Source organism: Coriobacteriia bacterium (assembly GCA_031292615.1).
GTDB lineage: Bacteria > Actinomycetota > Coriobacteriia > Anaerosomatales > JAAXUF01 > JARLGT01.
The window spans coordinates 29,670-45,722 of sequence record JARLGT010000104.1 but is presented as its reverse complement, the minus strand read 5'-3'; the positions used below and the strand labels follow the sequence as shown (position 1 = coordinate 45,722).

Sequence of the window (16,053 nt, the reverse complement as noted above, 5' to 3'; positions counted from 1 at the left end):
GATGCCTTCGTTAGCCTGCACGGGGATGCGCTCCTCATCGCGCGTGACGATGGCGCTGCCGCTGACCACGATCCAGTGCTCGCTGCGGTGATGGTGCATCTGCAGGCTCAGACGACAGCCCGGCTTCACTTCGATCAGCTTGATCTGGTAGTGCGGGCTCTGTAGCAGGCTTTGCCACGTACCCCACGGCCGTAGGCTCACCTTGGGCTGCGTGACCTCAGGAGCGCCCACGGCCTTGAGCGCGTCGACGATCATGCGCACGTCCTGCGCGCGGCTCTTGGGCAGCACGAGGGTGGCGTCGGTCGTGTCCACGACAACGAGATCGTCAACGCCCAGCGTGGCAACCAGGCGATCGCCCGAGTAGACGATGGTGTTGTGGCTGTCGATGTCGACCCCGCGGCCAACCCGCACGTTGCCGTCGGCGTCCGCCTCGGCCACGTCCTCAAGCGCGAGCAGCGAGCCCACGTCGCTCCAGCGCAGCGGCGCCGGGATCACGGCGACGCGCGAGCTGCGCTCCATGACGGCGTTGTCGATCGAGATCGACTCCAGTGCCGAGAACCGCTCGCGTGCCTCGGCGCCGTTGCGATTGGCGAGGGGCTGTGCGGCGATCCACCGCGCGGTGTCGGCGATCGCCGCCTCGGCGCCACCCGCAGCGTCGAGCTCGGCGAGCACTTGCGAGGCCTTCATCACGAAGATGCCGGCGTTCCAGAAGTACTCCCCGCTGGCGACGAACTCCTCGGCGCGCGCAGCGTCGGGCTTCTCGATGAACTGGGCGGCGACGTGCGGAGTGGCGCTGCCCACGGCAAACGCCGGCAGCAACTCGCCAGCGCGAATGTAGCCGTAGCCGGTCTCGGGACGGCTGGGCGTGATGCCGATCGTCACCAAGTAACCGTCTGCAGCGACCTTGGCGGCCGCGCTGATCACGTCGGACCACACGGTGCCGTCCTCGAGAAGGTGGTCGCTGGGCAGCACGACCATGATCGCGTCGGGGTTCTCGGCGATGAAGGTAGCCGCGGCAAGTGCGATGGCCGGCGCCGTGTTCTTGGGAATCGGCTCCTGGATGTAGCGCACCGCGTGCAGCTCGGGATCGGGCTGGGCCGTCAGGTGGTTGCGCAACTCGTCGAAGAGACGCTCGTTGGTTGAGACGACGATCGACGAGCCGCCCTCGGCGAACGGGAGGATGCGGTGCACGGCTTGCGCGATGAGCGACTCCGTGCCGAACATCGAGAGGAGCTGCTTGGGATTGAGCTCGCGAGACAGGGGCCAGAAGCGCTGGCCGCTACCTCCCGCGAGGATGGTGGCAAACAGATTGTCGATGCGCTGGGGCACGGTTCACCTCTTGTCGGAATCGGGGACTTGCGCGCGCTAGTATACCAGCCGAATCCCCTCGCCCGAGGGTGCCGATGGACCGCCAGTGGTGAAGTTCGAGGCCGGTGCTACTTGGCTGGGCGCTCCGGATGCATCAGGGCGAACAGACTGTCGCGAAGCGCAGGCCCGTACTGTTCGCTCGCCAGACCCAGCTTGATGTTGGCCTCGAGCCAAGCGAGCACGTTGCCCGTGTCGTAGCCCTCGGCGGGATCGACGATGACAGCGTAGATCTCCTCGCGCTCGAGCAGTGCCACGAGCGCGTCGGTGAGCTGGATCTCGCCGCCCTTGCCCGGGGGCGTCTCGGCGAGAATCTCCATGACGGCTGGGGTGAGCAGGTAGCGGCCGAAGATTCGCAGGTTACTGGGCTCGGTGCCCACCGGCGGCTTCTCGACCAGACCGGTGACGCGCCACACGCCGTCGTCAACCAGTTCGCCGGCGATCACACCGTAGCGGTGGACCTGATCGGCGGGCGCAGGCACGACCGCGATGACGCTTGCCCCGGTGCGCTCGTGCACGGCGCGCATGCGCGGCAGGATCGAGCCGCCGGGAACCAGCTCGTCGCCGAGCATCACGAAGAAAGGCTCGTCATCGGTGAGCGGAGCACCGCATAAGACGGCGTGGCCCAGACCACGAGGCTCCTTCTGGCGCACGTAGAAGACCTCGGCGATGTCGGCGATGCTCTGCACCGTCGCAAGCTCCTTGGTCTTGCCCGCGGCCTCGAGCTCAACTTCGAGCTCGACCGAGCGGTCGAAGTGGTCCTCGATGGCGCGCTTGCCTCGGCCGGTCACGATCAGGATGTCGGTGACTCCGCCGGCGACCGCCTCTTCGACCACGTACTGGATGACCGGCTTGTCGACCACCGGAAGCATCTCTTTGGGCTGGGACTTGGTGACCGGCAAGAACCGCGTGCCGAGACCTGCCGCGGGAATGATGGCTTTCATCCGCGCTCCCTAGATCGTCGCAAGGACATCGGCGGCGGCATCGACGAACGCATCGATGTCGGCGTCGGTGTGCGCCAGGGACACGAAGCACGCCTCGAACTGGCTCGGGGCGATGGTGAATCCACGGTCGAGCATGCCGCGGAAGTACGCGGCGTACTTGGACGTATCGGAGGTCGAGGCCGTGGGCCAGTCGACAACGTCGGCGTCGGTGAAGAACATCGTCGACATGGAGCCGACGCGGTTGCAGCAGGTCGCGTGTCCTGCGCCCTGGGCTGCCTTGCACAGACCACCGGCGAGCTTGGCGCCGAGGCGATCGAGCTCGGCGTAGACGCCCGGCTCCTCGAGCTTCTGCAGAAGCGCAAAACCGGCGACCATCGCCACAGGGTTGCCCGAAAGCGTGCCGGCCTGGTAGACGGGGCCGATCGGAGCGAGCTGCTCCATGATCTCGCGCTTGCCGCCAAACGCGCCAACCGGGAAGCCGCCGCCGATGATCTTGCCCATCGTTGTCAGGTCCGGGATAACGCCGTAGAGCTCCTGCGCGCCACCGAGCGCGACGCGGAAGCCGGTGATGACCTCGTCGAAGATGAGCACAACACCAAACTCGTCGCACAGATCTCGCAGGCCCTGAAGGAAGCCGGGAGCAGGAGCCACGACGCCCATGTTGCCGGCGACCGGCTCGACGATGATCGCCGCGACGTGGCCGGCCTGAGCCTCGAGCGTCTTGCGAACCGGAGCGAGCTGGTTGTATGGCAGCACGATGGTGTCGGCGGCCGCGCCCTTGGTCACGCCAGGCGTCGACGGGATGCCGAGCGTGAGCAGACCGCTGCCGGCGGCCACGAGCAGCGCGTCGGAGTGGCCGTGGTAGTTGCCGTCGAACTTGATGAACTTCTCGCGGTCTGTGTAGCCGCGCGCCAGGCGTATGGCGCTCATGGTGGCCTCGGTGCCGCTCGAAACCATACGAACCATCTCAATCGACGGCACGATCTCGGCGAGCTTCTTCGCCATCTCGAACTCCATGGCGGTCGGAGCGCCGAAGCTGGTCCCGCGCGCCAACTGCTCTTGGACGGCCGCGATGACGTGGTCTGGCGTGTGGCCGAGGATCATCGGCCCCCACGAGCCCACGAAGTCGATGTACTCGTTGTCATCGACGTCCCACACGCGGCTACCTTTGGCGCGTGCGTAGAAGATCGGATCGATGCCGACCGACTTGAAGGCGCGCACGGGTGAGTTCACGCCACCCGGGATGAACTTCTGGGCGGACGCGAAGAGCTCGGATGACTTATCGTGAAGCATGGGTGACCCTTCCGTTCAGATTCCTTGGATGCAGGCAGCGCGCCGAGTGGGGCTGCGCCGCCTGAAGCATCATACCGTTTCGGGAGCCGGAGCCGCCCAAGCGAACAGCGCGGCCGATCCCACGAGCGCGATGGGCGTGTACATCTGACCCCAGTAGCTGCTCGTCGCCCCGATCGTGGCCGTGAAGAGGACCCAGAACGTCGCAAACGCCAGAACGGGAACGAGCGCTCCCTTGTTACGCCGCAGCACGAGCCACCAGCCCGGCAGTTGTGCGAAGAGCGGCAGCGCGCGTTTCCCGATGAACGTACCGTACGGGACCATCATGTACGCCGCCGGCGCGATGAATCGCGTACCGAAGGTGTCGGCGGCGCTGGCTGCGAGCCGTCCCTTGATGTCGGGAGCTCCCGGCTGAGGCGCCACGAACGGCGCACCAGCACGCAAGTGCACGAAGTAGAGGACGAAGAAGCCGAGCATGAACGCGGCGTAGAGCCCCGCGAAACGCCACCATTTCGCGCCTTCGCGCCAACCGCGATAGATCGCCCACAGAAGCAAGATGGCGAGCCAGATCAATGCCACGTCTCGGAAGATACCGGCAAGCAGCGCGAATACCCCGGCCCACACGTAGCGCTTGCGTATCTGCAGCATGATGCTGAACAGGATCGCCAATCCCGCCCACCAGTCAGGAAAGAAGAGGTTCATCCAGCTAGTGCACATCAGCAGCAGGGGAAAGAGCACGGGTGGCACGAGGGCAGCTCTGGCCGTCAGCGACGGATACAGTCCCCACCACACCGCGAACAGGGCCACGACGCACAGCAGCAGCGACCAGTAGAACAGTCCGCCCCCCGGCGCCAAGACCCGCCAGATGTAGAACGTCCACGGCATCCGGATAAACGAAGCCGAGTACGCCCACCCGTAGAACTTGCCGTTGCGAACGTCCTTTTCGGCGATGAGGCGGGTATCCCCCGAGGCGGCCTTCACGAAACCCGGGTAGTACGGCATGCCCTTGAGGAGGTTGAAGTAGGCGTTCATGTAGATCGCCGCGTCGTAGCGGTAGGTGCCGGCTGCAAGAGGGTGCGTCGAACGCAGCCGAAACGGGCTTGAGTACGCCGCCAGGATCAGCGCCACCGCGATTGCGGTGACAGCAACGCCGCCGAGCACGGCGCGCGCAACCTCGGCGCGGTCGGGAGCCGTGCGTGACGCGAGCCAGCGCGCGCCCATCGCGAGCACGGACACGCCCAGCATCACCGTCAACACGAGGGCGAAGTCGGCACGACCCCAGTGGCCGTTGACCGCCGAGGATCGGATGAGTGGCCCGAGAAACTCGCCGTGCACTTCGCTTTGCGGATAGCCCACGTGCCAGCTCGAAAGCGCGTTGACGGCGCGCGGCGCGCGAAAGCCGAGTACGGCCAATCCCCCGCCAAACCCGCCCACCACGGCCCCCACGACGCCAGCCGAGAGCAGGTTCCGGCAGACGGCCGCGGTCAACGCTCCGCCCGCGACGATTGCCAGTACCCAGCCCCAGGGACCGCCCACCCCTATGGTGAGCGCGATGCCAGCCGCCAGAATAGCCACAAGCGCCGCGTGGCGAGCCAGATCCAACGCCCTCGTGACGCCCTGACCCATGTGGATGCCCCTCCATCGAGCAGGCGCAGGTCGCCCGCGATACGAGGGGTATAATACGGCGAACTCGCGGCGGGGGATATCGAACCTGCCGCGCTCTGCGCTCAGCTGCGCCGATTCCAACCCAACAAGGAGCCCCGTGGGCACGGAACTGCACTCGATCGTGGTGCCGATGTACAACGAGGAGTCCGTCGCCGAGGAGTTCATCCGACGCGCGACGGCGGCGTTCTCGGCGCTTCCAGACTACGAGATCATCGTGGTCGACGACGGCAGCAAGGACCGCACCTTCGAGATCGTTTCGGCAATCGCGGCAAGCGACCGGCACGTCAAGGTGGTGCGCTTCGCGCGCAACTTCGGCCACCAGACGGCCACCACCGCCGGCATCGACCTCGCAGCCGGAGACACCGTCAGCGTGATCGACGCCGACCTGCAGGATCCGCCTGAGCTCATCTTGCAGATGGTGCAGCTGTGGCGCGACGGCGCCGACATCGTTTTTGCTGTGCGGGAGTCCCGCGCTGGCGAAAGTGCGTTTAAGACAGCAACCGCCAGCGCGTACTATCGCGTGTTGCGTCGCAGCGCGCGCGTCGACATCCCGGTCGACACCGCCGACTTCCGCCTGATGAGCCGCAAGGCGACCGAAGGCCTCAAGGCCATGCGCGAGCGCAGCCGCTACATGCGCGGGCTCGTGGGCTGGATGGGGCTCGAGCGCGCCACGATTACCTACCACCGCGATGCGCGCTTCGCGGGCGACACCAAGTACCCGCTGCGTAAGATGTTCCGCCTCGCCGCCGACGGCATCGTCTCGTTCTCGACGATCCCTCTGCACATCGCGACGTTCATGGGCGTGTGTGCGGCCGGGCTGGCGTTCGTCTACGCGCTCTACGCTGTGATGATGAAGATCACCGGGAACTACGTGGTTCCCGGCTGGGCGTCGATCATGGTCTCGGTGCTCTTCGTGGGCGGAGTGCAGCTCATCACGCTCGGCGTCGTGGGCGAGTACATCGGCCGCATCTACGACGAGGTGCGCGCCCGTCCGCTCTACCTCGTCTCCGACGTGCGAGGCTTCGAGCCCCCTACCGCCGAGCACTTCGCCGTATCGCCGCTGCCCAAGACCGACCGCACGCTCTAGCGGGACGGTCGCTCGCGCCGAGAACTGTGTCGCGCGCCAAGAGCGACCCGCGGGCCACGGCCGCCCGCGGCGCCCTACTCCGACAGCGCGACAACCTCGCTCGCGGTGCCATCAAGCAGCCAATCTCGGACGCGCTCGATCACCTCGGCAGGCTCCATTGATATGCCGCGCAGTTCGAGTTGCGCCGCGACCTCGGTAAACGGGTGCTCGCTCCACGGGAGATCGAACGAAACGAGCTGCGCGAGGTCCGCGTCCTCCACCGAGGCGCCCGACGCAAATGCGTCCGGGTCTGAGAAGATCACCGCGATGCGCGCGACCGCGCCGGTCTCCCGCAGCTTCTCGGCGCTGTTCAAGACATCGGACTCGCTTGCGCCGAGTTCGGCAGCCAGATCGCAGTAGGGAGACTCGGATACGGGGAAGCCGCTCTGTAGAGCCGCGAGGACCCGCGTGTCGAGCGGGGTGAGATCGAATTCGCTCATTGTGCCGCCTCCATTGTGATGTCCGGTCAAAGGGTGGCGTCGTCGTGCCGACCCTCGCAGTCTATCGCAGCCCCAAAGAAAGACGGCCGCCCCGGTCTCCCGAGACGGCCGTCGCTCGTGCGATTCACGGCGAAGCGCTACTCCGCGCTGGTCGAGACGCCGACCTCGGCGGCGGCCTCCTCCAAGGAACACTCGCCCTTCCACGCGGGCGGCTGGTAAGAGCAGTACGGCTCGGCCTCGAGGTAGTCGCCGGTCGCCTCGAGCGCGCGGGCCCGGCAGCCGCCACAGACGGCCTTGAACTCGCAGGCGCCACACTTGCCCTTGAGGAGCGAGTAGTCGCGAAGGTCGTTGAAGACCTTGCTCTCGGTCCAGATCTCGTGGAACGGCTTCTCTTTGACGTTGCCCAGCTGCATGTCGAAGTAGCCGCACGGCTGGATGTCGCCGATGTGGCTGATGAAGCAGAACGTGATGCCGCCGAGGCACCCGCGCGTCATCGCGTCCAAGCCGTACTCCTCGCGCGTGACCTTCTTGCCCTCGGCCTTGGCCAGCTGACGGATGATGCGGTAGTAGTGCGGCGCATCGGTGGGCTTGAAATGCAGCGACGAGGTCTTCTGGCGCTCGTAGGCCCATACCAGGACGCGCTCGTACTCCTCGGGCGGGAGCTCCTCGGCCAGGATCTCGGAGCCGCGGCCCGTCGGGACGAGCATGAAGATATGGAACGCATCGATGCCGAGCGACTCGGCCAGCGTGTGCATCTCCTCGACGAGGTGCGCGTTGCGCGTGGTGACGGTCATGTTGATCTGCACACCCACGCCGTGGCGCTTGGCCATCTTGATGCCTTCGATGCTCGCATCGAACGCACCGGGCTGCTGGCGGAACTCGTCATGGCCCTCGGCGTTGGGGAAGTCGATCGAGACGCTGATGCGCGGAATCTTGTGGTCCGCCATCTTCTGGGCGATCTCTTCGGTGATGAGCGTCGCGTTGGTGCCGATGACCGGCATTGCGCCCTTCTCGTGGGCGTAGTCGGCGATCTCCCAGATGTCGGGTCGCATGAGCGGCTCGCCACCGGTGAGGATGATGATCGGGTTGGAGATGGTGACGATGTCGTCGATCGTTGCCTTGATCTCGTCAAGCGTGAGCTCGCCCTCGTAGTGGCCGAACTCAGCCGCAGCGCGGCAGTGCACGCAGCTCAGGTTGCACGAGCGGGTGATCTCCCACGCGATGATGCGCGGCGCCTTGATGCCCGTGCGCTCCTGGTATGCGATCGCAGCGGGACCGCCGCCGGGGCGGAAACCCACTGAGCGAGCGCCACCGTGACGCTGCGTCTCGCCGGGACCGCCAGGGACGCCAGCGGGGTGCCCACCCGGATGACCGCCGGGGTGACCGCCCGGGTGGCCGGGACCGCCGGGGACGCCAGCCGGATGGCCCGAGCTTGCGATCGGGATGGCGACGCCTGCCTGGCCGCAGCCGGCCTCGGCGTCGGCCATCTCCTGCTCGGTGACGGTGGCGTCGGCGTCGTCGATCGGCGTCGTCTCAAGCTCGCCTTCGAGGTCGAGATCGGGACGTGCCGAAGAGTCTCCTACGTTCTCAGCCATGTACGCTCCTCTTGAAAAAGCTTGTCGGCTCGGAGGCAAGACCGGCCGGCACGCACGATGCGTTCCGATGTAGCGACGTCACGCGCGGCCAGTCCGCGTGTCACGCTCGCCCGCGTGAAGCAGCAAGTACGGTACCGCCGATGCGAATCGCGTCCGCGTGCGTCTGACTACTTCTCGGCGAGCCACCTTGCGGCGTCTTTGGCGTGATAGGTCAGAATCAGGTCGGCGCCGGCACGCTTGAACCCAACCAGCGTCTCGAGCACGACGCGCTTCTCGTCGATCCAGTCGTTGGCGGCGGCGGCCTTGACCATCGCGTACTCCCCCGACACGTTGTATGCGGCGGTGGGATACCCGAACTCGTTCTTCACGCGGTAGATCATGTCCATGTAGGCAAGCGCCGGCTTGACCATGACGATGTCGGCGCCCTCCTCGATGTCGAGTGCGGCTTCGCGAATGCCTTCCTCGGCGTTGGCGGGGTCCATCTGGTAGCCGGTGCGATCGCCGAAGGTCGGCGCACTGTCCGCGGCGTCGCGGAACGGGCCGTAGTAGCCGCTGGCGTACTTAACCGAGTAGGCCATGATCGGGATGTCCTGGTAGCCCTCGGCATCGAGCGCACCGCGGATGGCGGCGACGCGACCGTCCATCATGTCGCTCGGCGCGACCATGTCCGCGCCGGCCTCGGCGTGAGTGACCGCCTCCTTGGCGAGCAGCTCGATCGTGACGTCGTTGATGACGCAGCCACGGTCGTCGAGGATGCCGCAGTGGCCGTGGCTCGTGTACTCGCACATGCACACGTCGGTGATCACGTAGAACTCCGGGTCGTGCTTCTTGATGGCGCGAATGGCCTCCTGCACGATTCCGTGCTCGTCGTAGGCCTCGCTACCCACCTCATCCTTGGTGGACGGCAAACCGAACAGAATGACAGCGGGGATACCGAGACTCCTCAGTTCGTCGATCTCGGCGGGCAGCATGTCAAGCGAGAGCTGGTACTGGCCCGGCATCGACTTGATCTCGTCGCGCAGGCCTGTGCCCGGCTTCACGAAAATCGGATAGATCAGGTCGGCTGGAGACAGTGCGGTCTCGCGAACCATCGAGCGGATGGTCGCGTTGGCGCGCAGACGACGGGGGCGATACGACGGGAACTGCACTTGAGAGCTCCTTACTCGACGAACTCGTCGACCGAGACCTCGTCGGCCGACTCGACGACGATCTCGTCGCTGGTCATGTACTTGACGTAGCGGGCGAACGTGATGGCGGCCCAGGCTGCCGAGACGGCAACCGTGATGTAGAACAGGAGCTGGATGAAGAAAGCGATTATCTGCCCGTAGGCCTCGATCCATGCAACCATTTGGTCCTCCTTGATACGGCGCGTCGTGCGCTGCGGCGTGATGACGTTCTCAAGAGCTTGCGAACAGTCAGGGCGGCCACGAGATCGCTCTCGCCGGCCGCCCTGACATTCTACCCGATGGTGGAGACGAGGAGATTCGAACTCCCGACCTCTGCCGTGCGAAGGCAGCGCTCTCCCAACTGAGCCACGTCCCCATGAGGGATGCACGAGCGGCGAACACGCCGCCAGAGCAGACAGTAGTGTGCCCACCCCACATTCCTTTGTCAAACGGCGCCGAGGGAATGCCCCCGGGCAAATCGGTACGTTAGTTGCCCTGCAACTGCAATACCAGATATAACCGTCGTGCACATCTAGACGACTCGCAAAGGAGCACGAAGCATGAGCGAATTGACCGGGAGCGGCAACTCGGAGCAGGCCCTACGGCCGACGGGCCGTGACGAGGTTATCGCCAGCACGATCCAAGCCGCCATCGAGCTGTTCTCGAAGCGCAACCCCAGTCAGGTAAGCGTCCGTGAGATCGCCGCAGGCGCCGGCGTGAGCCACGCCTTGGTGCACCGATATATGGGCAGCAAGCAAGACATCTTCCGAGCAGCTCTCGCAGCCGCGCGGCAAGAAGCTGCGGACTACTGGATGCAAGAGCACGGCCTTTCGCAGACTGCAGGCACGTTCGACTCCACCCTGCCCCCTGGACGCTACGTGCGCATGGCAGTTCGCGCCTCGCTTGACGGTGTGGAGATCAGCCCGGAGGACTTGAAGCTCCCTCACTCCGATGAGATGCTCAAACTCCTCGTGGGTTCGGGGCTTCCGCCGATTGAGGCCCAGGCCCCTTTCGACATCCGAATCGTCCTTTCGGCGGTTACCGCGATGGCCGCCGGCATGGCCATCGCCGAGGACTTCTTCTTGGCGCAGTCGGGCTTGCAGGATGAAGACCCCACGTACGTCCATTCCGAGTTCAACCGCCTGATTCGTTTGAATCTCAGCCTCGCAGACACGCGACCTCGCCCCGCCGAGTAAGCCTGCTTCCGGCGTTTCCTGACCGTTCCGCTTGGGAATCTGTCTCGAAGACACGCCGCTATGCGCGTTGGTTGATGCAACGCGCGAGACTGAGGGGGTAAACAATGGCCGACGCTACTGCCAACGTCGCGGTCACCAAGGGTCAGCTCATGCCGTGGTGGCTCACGCTCGTCCAAGGAATTGCAGTCTTGGCGATCGGGCTGCTGCTCATCTTCATGCCTGCGAAGACGACCGTCGTTCTGGTTCTGTTCCTCGGCTGGTGGTGGCTCGTCTCGGGCATCTTCGAGATCGGATCGCTCTTCGTCGACCGGACCGCCTGGGGTTGGCGCCTGTTCACCGGCCTGCTCAGCTTGCTGGCCGGCGCCTACATCATCGGAGCGCCGCTGGTAGGCGCCGTGGTGGTCGTGGGTGTGGCTACACTGATGCTCGGCATCAACGGCATGATCATCGGCATCGTGGACATCATCAAGGCGACCCAGGGCGCGGGCTGGGGCAAGGGTATCCTGGGCATCTTGAGCTTCATCTTCGGCGCGGTCATCGCGTTCAACTTCACGACGTTCATGAGCGCGCTGCCGTGGGTCTGGGGCATCTTCGCGGTCGCCGGCGGTATCGCGGCCATCGCAATGTCGTTCCAGCTGCGCAAGATTGAAGCGTAGCGCGGGCGCGACCGCAGGAGCGCACTGCTGCTAGGCTTGGCGCGCGAGCGCCGGCACTAGGGGCGCGAAACGAAGTAATCGGCGATGGCCTGAGCGAGTGAGGCCATCGTCTGCTTTTCGGCCTCAATGTCATCCTTGTAGCCCAAGGCCTTCAGCGCCTCAGTCGTGACGGGCCCGATGCTGGCCACGGCGACGCCTGCCATCAGAGCGCCCGGCTCGATTCCTGCCGAGCGAATCGCGCTGAAGAACGCCTCGGCGATCGCACCACTTGTGAAGCTGACGCAGTCCACCGAGCCTGCGCGCAGACGCTCGAGTACTTCAGGTGCGGGCTCGACCGCCACGGTCTGATAGACCGGCACGACATCGACCTCGGCACCCATCGCACGCAAGGCATCCGGAAACACCTCACGGGCCTTCAGGGCGCGCGGAACCAGCACTCGGCAGCCCTCGCCGACCCCCAGCGATCCAAACGCCGCCACGAGCCCCTCAGCACGCGCATCGTCCGGCACCAGATCGGGCTCGACGTCCTTGACGCGCAGGTGAGCCGCGGTCGCTCGACCCACCGCCGCGATCTTGACGTGCGAGAGCGCCTCGGCCGCTCTATCCACAAACACCAGCCGAGCGAAGAAGCGGTCCACGGCGTTTGTCGACGTCAGCACGACCCAGTCGTAGCTGGTTAGCTCGGCGATCGCGGCATCAACGGCGCTAGGGTCGGGCGGGTCGACCACGGCAAGCACGGGCATCGCGAGCACTTCGGCGCCAAACGCTTCGAGGGGCTCGGCGAGAGAGGCAGCCTGCTCGCGCGTGCGTGTGATGACGACGGAGCGCCCGGCAAGGGGCGCTCCATGTTGGTGCGATGCGTTGGTTTCCACAGTCACGCTCTCGGCTGCTCCTACGTCTCGAGCAGGCCGTCGACGCTGGCCTCGCGGATCTCGGAGAGGATGGCGTCAGCGCCCAACTCGAGCAGCTCGGCGACGATCTTCTCGCCCAGCTCGATGGGCTGGCTCGCTGGGCCCTCGAGATGCGCGCGCAGGATTCGGTCGCCTGCCACGGATCCGACGACCGCGTCCATGACGAGCGTGTCGCCCTCGAGCTGCGCATACGCTCCGATCGGTACCTGGCAGCCGCCCTCGAGCTTGTTCATGACCACGCGCTCGGCGGTGACGCACAGCATCGTGGGACCGTCGCCGATCTTGTCCATGACGTCGGTCATGAACTCGTCGCTCTCGCGGATCTCAATGCCGATGGCGCCTTGGCCAACCGCCGAGACCATCTGCTCGGTGGGGATGTAGCCGGTGATGCGGTCGGCCCAGCCCATGCGCGTGATGCCGGCGCTGGCGAGGATGACCACGTCGACCTCGCCGGTCTCGGCCTTGCGCATGCGGGTGTCGAGGTTGCCGCGCACATCGACGATCTCGACGTCGGGACGAAGCGCCCTGACCTGCGCGATGCGGCGAAGAGAGCTGGTGCCTACCTTGGCGCCCTTCGGCAGCGACTCGAGCGAGTAGCCGGCGCCGGACACCAGCGCATCGCGGGGATCGACGCGCGGCGGCATTGCCGCGATACCCAGGCCCTCGGGAAGCTCGGTGGGGACGTCCTTCATCGAGTGGACGCACAGGTCGACTGTGCCAGCCATCAGCTCGACCTCAAGCTCCTTGGTGAACAGGCCCTTACCGCCTACCTTGGCCAGCGGGACGTCGAGAATCTTGTCGCCGGTGGTCTTGATGATCTTCAACTCAACAGGAAGGCCGGTGATCTCTTCCACCAGCCCTTTGATGTACTCCGATTGCCACAAGGCCAACTTGCTGCCCCGGGTGCCGATCGTAAGCTTCTCGCGGCTTGTCGCCACTTGGATCCTCCCTCTTGTTCGCTAGCCAGCCGAGGCCTTCTCTCCCCTCCCGAGGAGCGACCTGATCAGGCCCATTGGGCGGTGAGGGCTCGTACCCTCAGGATTGCTGTCGAGTCCGTAGAGCATGCGTGCCGTCTCGACGTAGGAGTAGCCGTCCTTCTCGGAGGCTACCTGCTTGAGACGTTGGGTGGGTCCGTGGAGCATCTTGTTGACGATGGACGCGGTCAGCGCGTCGACCGTCGCAAGTTCCTTCTCCGACAGACCGCCGAGGCGCTTGATGGCCTTCTCGAGCTCGGCCTGACGGATCGCCTCGGCCTTGCTGCGAATCGCGGCAACCGTCGGGACGACCTCCATCGACTCGAGCCACGACTCGAAGGACGCCATCTCCTCGGCGATGATCACTTCAGCGAGCTCGGCCTCGTGCATACGCTCTTCGAGGTTCGCCGAGACCACACCGTTGAGGTCGTCGATGTTGTAGAGGTAGACGTCGGCCAGGTCGTTGACGGCCGGATCGATGTCGCGAGGAAGTGCGATGTCGATGAGGAACAGCGGGCCACGGCGACGTCCCTTGCGGGCGGCGGCGACCTCGCTCTTCGTGATGACGTAGCCGGTGGCGGCGGTCGAGGAGATCACGATGTCGGCATCGGCCATACGTGTGAACAGATCCTCGTAGGGAATCGCCGTGCCCTCGAACTTGTCGGCCAATTCCTGGGCGCGGGCGAAGGTGCGGTTGGCGACGAGCACCTCTTTGACGCCTTGGGAGACCAGATGCTTGGCGGTCAGCTCGCTCATCTTGCCGGCACCAACCACGAGAATCGTTCGGCCATCGAGCGTGTCGAACACCTTCTTGGCCAGTTCGACGGCAGCGTAGCTGATCGAAACGGCGTTCTCGCCGATCTCAGTCTCGGTGCGCACGCGCTTGCCGACCTCGAAGCTCTGGCGAAACAGCTTGTTGAAGATGCGCTGGCTGCCGCCACCCTCGAAAGAATGCTCGTAGGCCTCTTTGACCTGGCCGAGGATCTGCGCCTCGCCCAGCACCATCGAGTCGAGCGACGCTACCACGCGGAAGAGGTGGCGAACGACCGCCTCACCCTCCGAAATGTAGAGGTAGCGGACGAGCTCGTGGCGATCCAAGTCGTGGTAGTCGCACATGAAGTCGATGATCGCGCCCGGGCCGTCGAAGTTCTCGGCGGTCACGGCGTAGATTTCGGTGCGGTTACAGGTAGAGACGATCACGGCCTCGGCGACAGCGTCCGATGCGGTGAGCGCCGAGAGAGCCGATTGCTGGACGTTAGCGGGAAACGTCAGCTTCTCTCGGATATCGACCGGTGCGGTCTTATGGCTCAGGCCGACTAGTGTGAGATGCATGTCTTGGCGGCTCGCCTTTACCTGTTTCGGACAAAGGAGCGCCCTCGCCGGAGCGGTGCGTGTTGTTCAGGCAAGCAGGCCCGGCGAGGGCGATGTTATCGCGCTATCGAACACGCACCACTGCTATACGCCTGAACGGCCGAATTCTAGCACTTTTCAAACCTTAGCGCTACTTAACGCACGACCTCAAATGGGGTAGCGAGGCTCGTGCCGAGCGGCGCGAAATGCCCAGCTAGAGGCCGAAAACGTGGAAGCCCACGGGAATAGTGCGGGCGATGATCGCCAAAATCACGACGAACACGAAGCCCACGACGGCCACCCACGAGGACGTACGGGTGGGGACGCCGCGGCGGTACACCACCCAGAGGTAGATGGCGAACGTGACCCACACAACGCCGGACATCATGATGCGGGGGTCGAACCACCAGTTAGGCACATCGGCATCGATTGCGCGAAGGATGCCGAGTAGGAGCCCCGCCGTATAGACCGGGAACGCAAAACCGATCGCTCGGCGGGCAATGAGCTGCAGTGTGGCAAGCGAAGGCAGCCGGCGTGTGATCGTGTTCGACTTGTGACTCTTGAGCTGACTCTCCTGCCACAGATAAAGTCCTGCCGAAACGGCGCCGAACGCGAAGCCCGCGTTGCCGAATACGATGAGCGCAACGTGGAAGCCGACACGCCAGTTGTTCAGCAGCGCCGCCTCGGACGGCGCCATCTGTGCACCGCCAGCGATGTGGCCGACGATCTGCGACGATGCCATCAGGACAACGGCGACCGGGATGAGGAACGTCCCGTAGACCTTGATCTTGATGACGTGCTCCATCACGAAGTACAGGAGTACGAGCGCCCAACTGGCGAGCATGAGCTGATTTGCGCCCGTCAGCTCGGTCGTATGCATCGCCCACGACCGAGTGCCGATCGAAGCTGTCTGGCACAGGAAGCCGGCGCCGGTGAAGAACCGCGCCCACCACCCTACCTTCGAGCGTCGGAGCACGAACTGGTAGGCGTAGAGGACGGTCGCCCCGATGTAGAGCGCCAGCGAAAACCAGAACAGTACGCCCGATGCCTGCAGAAGCACGATCGTCCTCCTCTCAGAAGCGAATCGATTGGCGTGATGCTATCGCAAGCAATGAGCTGCTTGGCTCGACGTGCGCAAGGCGGTACGGCGAGCGGGCCACGATTCGGTGCCGGTCAGTGCTACGCCTTGCCGCCATCGCGGCGCGCGCAGGACTCCTCGACAACCAGGATCTCCTTCTCGAGCTTCATCAGGCGGCTCAGTACCAGGCTGACATAGCCGATTAGGGCGATCCAGAGCACGCCGTACGCAGCAACCACGTACGGGAAGTCCGGCAGGACTAGCTTGTAAAGCTCGGCATTGGTCGGGTCCATGGAA

16 protein-coding genes and 1 tRNA gene are annotated in these 16,053 nt (G+C 65.1%); 3 read left to right on the top strand and 14 right to left on the bottom strand.

Annotated elements, in window-relative coordinates; genetic code table 11:
* The 4 genes from P4L93_09560 to P4L93_09545 form a co-directional block, all read right to left on the bottom strand.
* On the bottom strand, positions 1-1,329 hold a 1,329-nt coding region (locus tag P4L93_09560), incomplete at its 3' end, for a mannose-1-phosphate guanylyltransferase/mannose-6-phosphate isomerase (protein MDR3687187.1).
* 107 nt (positions 1,330-1,436) lie between these two features.
* Complete coding sequence (gene galU, locus P4L93_09555) at positions 1,437-2,309, bottom strand: UTP--glucose-1-phosphate uridylyltransferase GalU (protein ID MDR3687186.1); 873 nt, start codon at positions 2,307-2,309, stop codon at positions 1,437-1,439.
* A 9-nt stretch (positions 2,310-2,318) separates the two neighbouring features.
* A complete protein-coding gene (gene hemL / locus P4L93_09550) occupies positions 2,319-3,602 on the bottom strand; it encodes a glutamate-1-semialdehyde 2,1-aminomutase (protein ID MDR3687185.1) in 1,284 nt (427 codons plus the stop codon).
* A 69-nt stretch (positions 3,603-3,671) separates the two neighbouring features.
* A complete protein-coding gene (locus tag P4L93_09545) occupies positions 3,672-5,225 on the bottom strand; it encodes a hypothetical protein (GenBank protein ID MDR3687184.1) in 1,554 nt (517 codons plus the stop codon).
* 136 nt (positions 5,226-5,361) lie between these two features.
* Between P4L93_09545 and P4L93_09540 the strand changes: the two genes are divergently transcribed.
* A complete protein-coding gene (locus P4L93_09540; GenBank protein MDR3687183.1) occupies positions 5,362-6,351 on the top strand; it encodes a glycosyltransferase family 2 protein in 990 nt (329 codons plus the stop codon).
* 74 nt (positions 6,352-6,425) lie between these two features.
* On the opposite strand, the gene P4L93_09535 is transcribed toward P4L93_09540, so the two are convergent.
* The 5 genes from P4L93_09535 to P4L93_09515 all read right to left on the bottom strand — a co-directional run bounded on the left by P4L93_09535 (position 6,426) and on the right by P4L93_09515 (position 9,967).
* Positions 6,426-6,830, bottom strand: coding sequence for an Lrp/AsnC family transcriptional regulator (locus P4L93_09535; protein MDR3687182.1), 405 nt, complete (start codon positions 6,828-6,830; stop codon positions 6,426-6,428).
* A gap of 137 nt (positions 6,831-6,967) precedes the next feature.
* Positions 6,968-8,425: a radical SAM protein gene (locus P4L93_09530; GenBank protein ID MDR3687181.1), complete on the bottom strand. Its 1,458-nt coding sequence runs from the start codon at positions 8,423-8,425 to the stop codon at positions 6,968-6,970.
* A 167-nt stretch (positions 8,426-8,592) separates the two neighbouring features.
* Complete coding sequence (gene hemB, locus P4L93_09525) at positions 8,593-9,573, bottom strand: porphobilinogen synthase (GenBank protein ID MDR3687180.1); 981 nt, start codon at positions 9,571-9,573, stop codon at positions 8,593-8,595.
* Between the two features lie 11 nt (positions 9,574-9,584).
* Entirely contained in the window at positions 9,585-9,773 is a 189-nt protein-coding gene (locus P4L93_09520; GenBank protein ID MDR3687179.1) for a hypothetical protein, read from the bottom strand.
* Positions 9,774-9,891: 118 nt separating this feature from the next.
* A tRNA-Ala gene (locus P4L93_09515) sits at positions 9,892-9,967 on the bottom strand.
* 184 nt (positions 9,968-10,151) lie between these two features.
* Between P4L93_09515 and P4L93_09510 the strand changes: the two genes are divergently transcribed.
* A complete protein-coding gene (locus tag P4L93_09510) occupies positions 10,152-10,787 on the top strand; it encodes a helix-turn-helix domain containing protein (protein MDR3687178.1) in 636 nt (211 codons plus the stop codon).
* Positions 10,788-10,891: 104 nt separating this feature from the next.
* Entirely contained in the window at positions 10,892-11,443 is a 552-nt protein-coding gene (locus tag P4L93_09505; GenBank protein MDR3687177.1) for a DUF308 domain-containing protein, read from the top strand.
* A 56-nt stretch (positions 11,444-11,499) separates the two neighbouring features.
* Here P4L93_09505 and P4L93_09500 read toward each other — a convergent pair whose 3' ends face one another.
* From P4L93_09500 to P4L93_09480, 5 genes are all read right to left on the bottom strand, one after another.
* Positions 11,500-12,321, bottom strand: coding sequence for a uroporphyrinogen-III synthase (locus P4L93_09500; GenBank protein ID MDR3687176.1), 822 nt, complete (start codon positions 12,319-12,321; stop codon positions 11,500-11,502).
* A gap of 14 nt (positions 12,322-12,335) precedes the next feature.
* A complete protein-coding gene (gene hemC, locus P4L93_09495; GenBank protein ID MDR3687175.1) occupies positions 12,336-13,292 on the bottom strand; it encodes a hydroxymethylbilane synthase in 957 nt (318 codons plus the stop codon).
* 21 nt (positions 13,293-13,313) lie between these two features.
* Positions 13,314-14,660 carry a glutamyl-tRNA reductase gene (gene hemA / locus P4L93_09490; protein MDR3687174.1) on the bottom strand — a complete coding sequence of 449 codons (1,347 nt, stop codon included), beginning with the start codon at positions 14,658-14,660 and terminating at the stop codon, positions 13,314-13,316.
* A gap of 232 nt (positions 14,661-14,892) precedes the next feature.
* Positions 14,893-15,738 (bottom strand): cytochrome c biogenesis protein CcsA, encoded by an 846-nt coding sequence (gene ccsA / locus P4L93_09485; GenBank protein ID MDR3687173.1) that lies wholly within the window; start codon positions 15,736-15,738, stop codon positions 14,893-14,895.
* A 119-nt stretch (positions 15,739-15,857) separates the two neighbouring features.
* Positions 15,858-16,049, bottom strand: a complete 192-nt coding sequence (locus tag P4L93_09480) for a CcmD family protein (GenBank protein MDR3687172.1) — start codon at positions 16,047-16,049, stop codon at positions 15,858-15,860.
* Positions 16,050-16,053 lie beyond the last annotated feature (4 nt).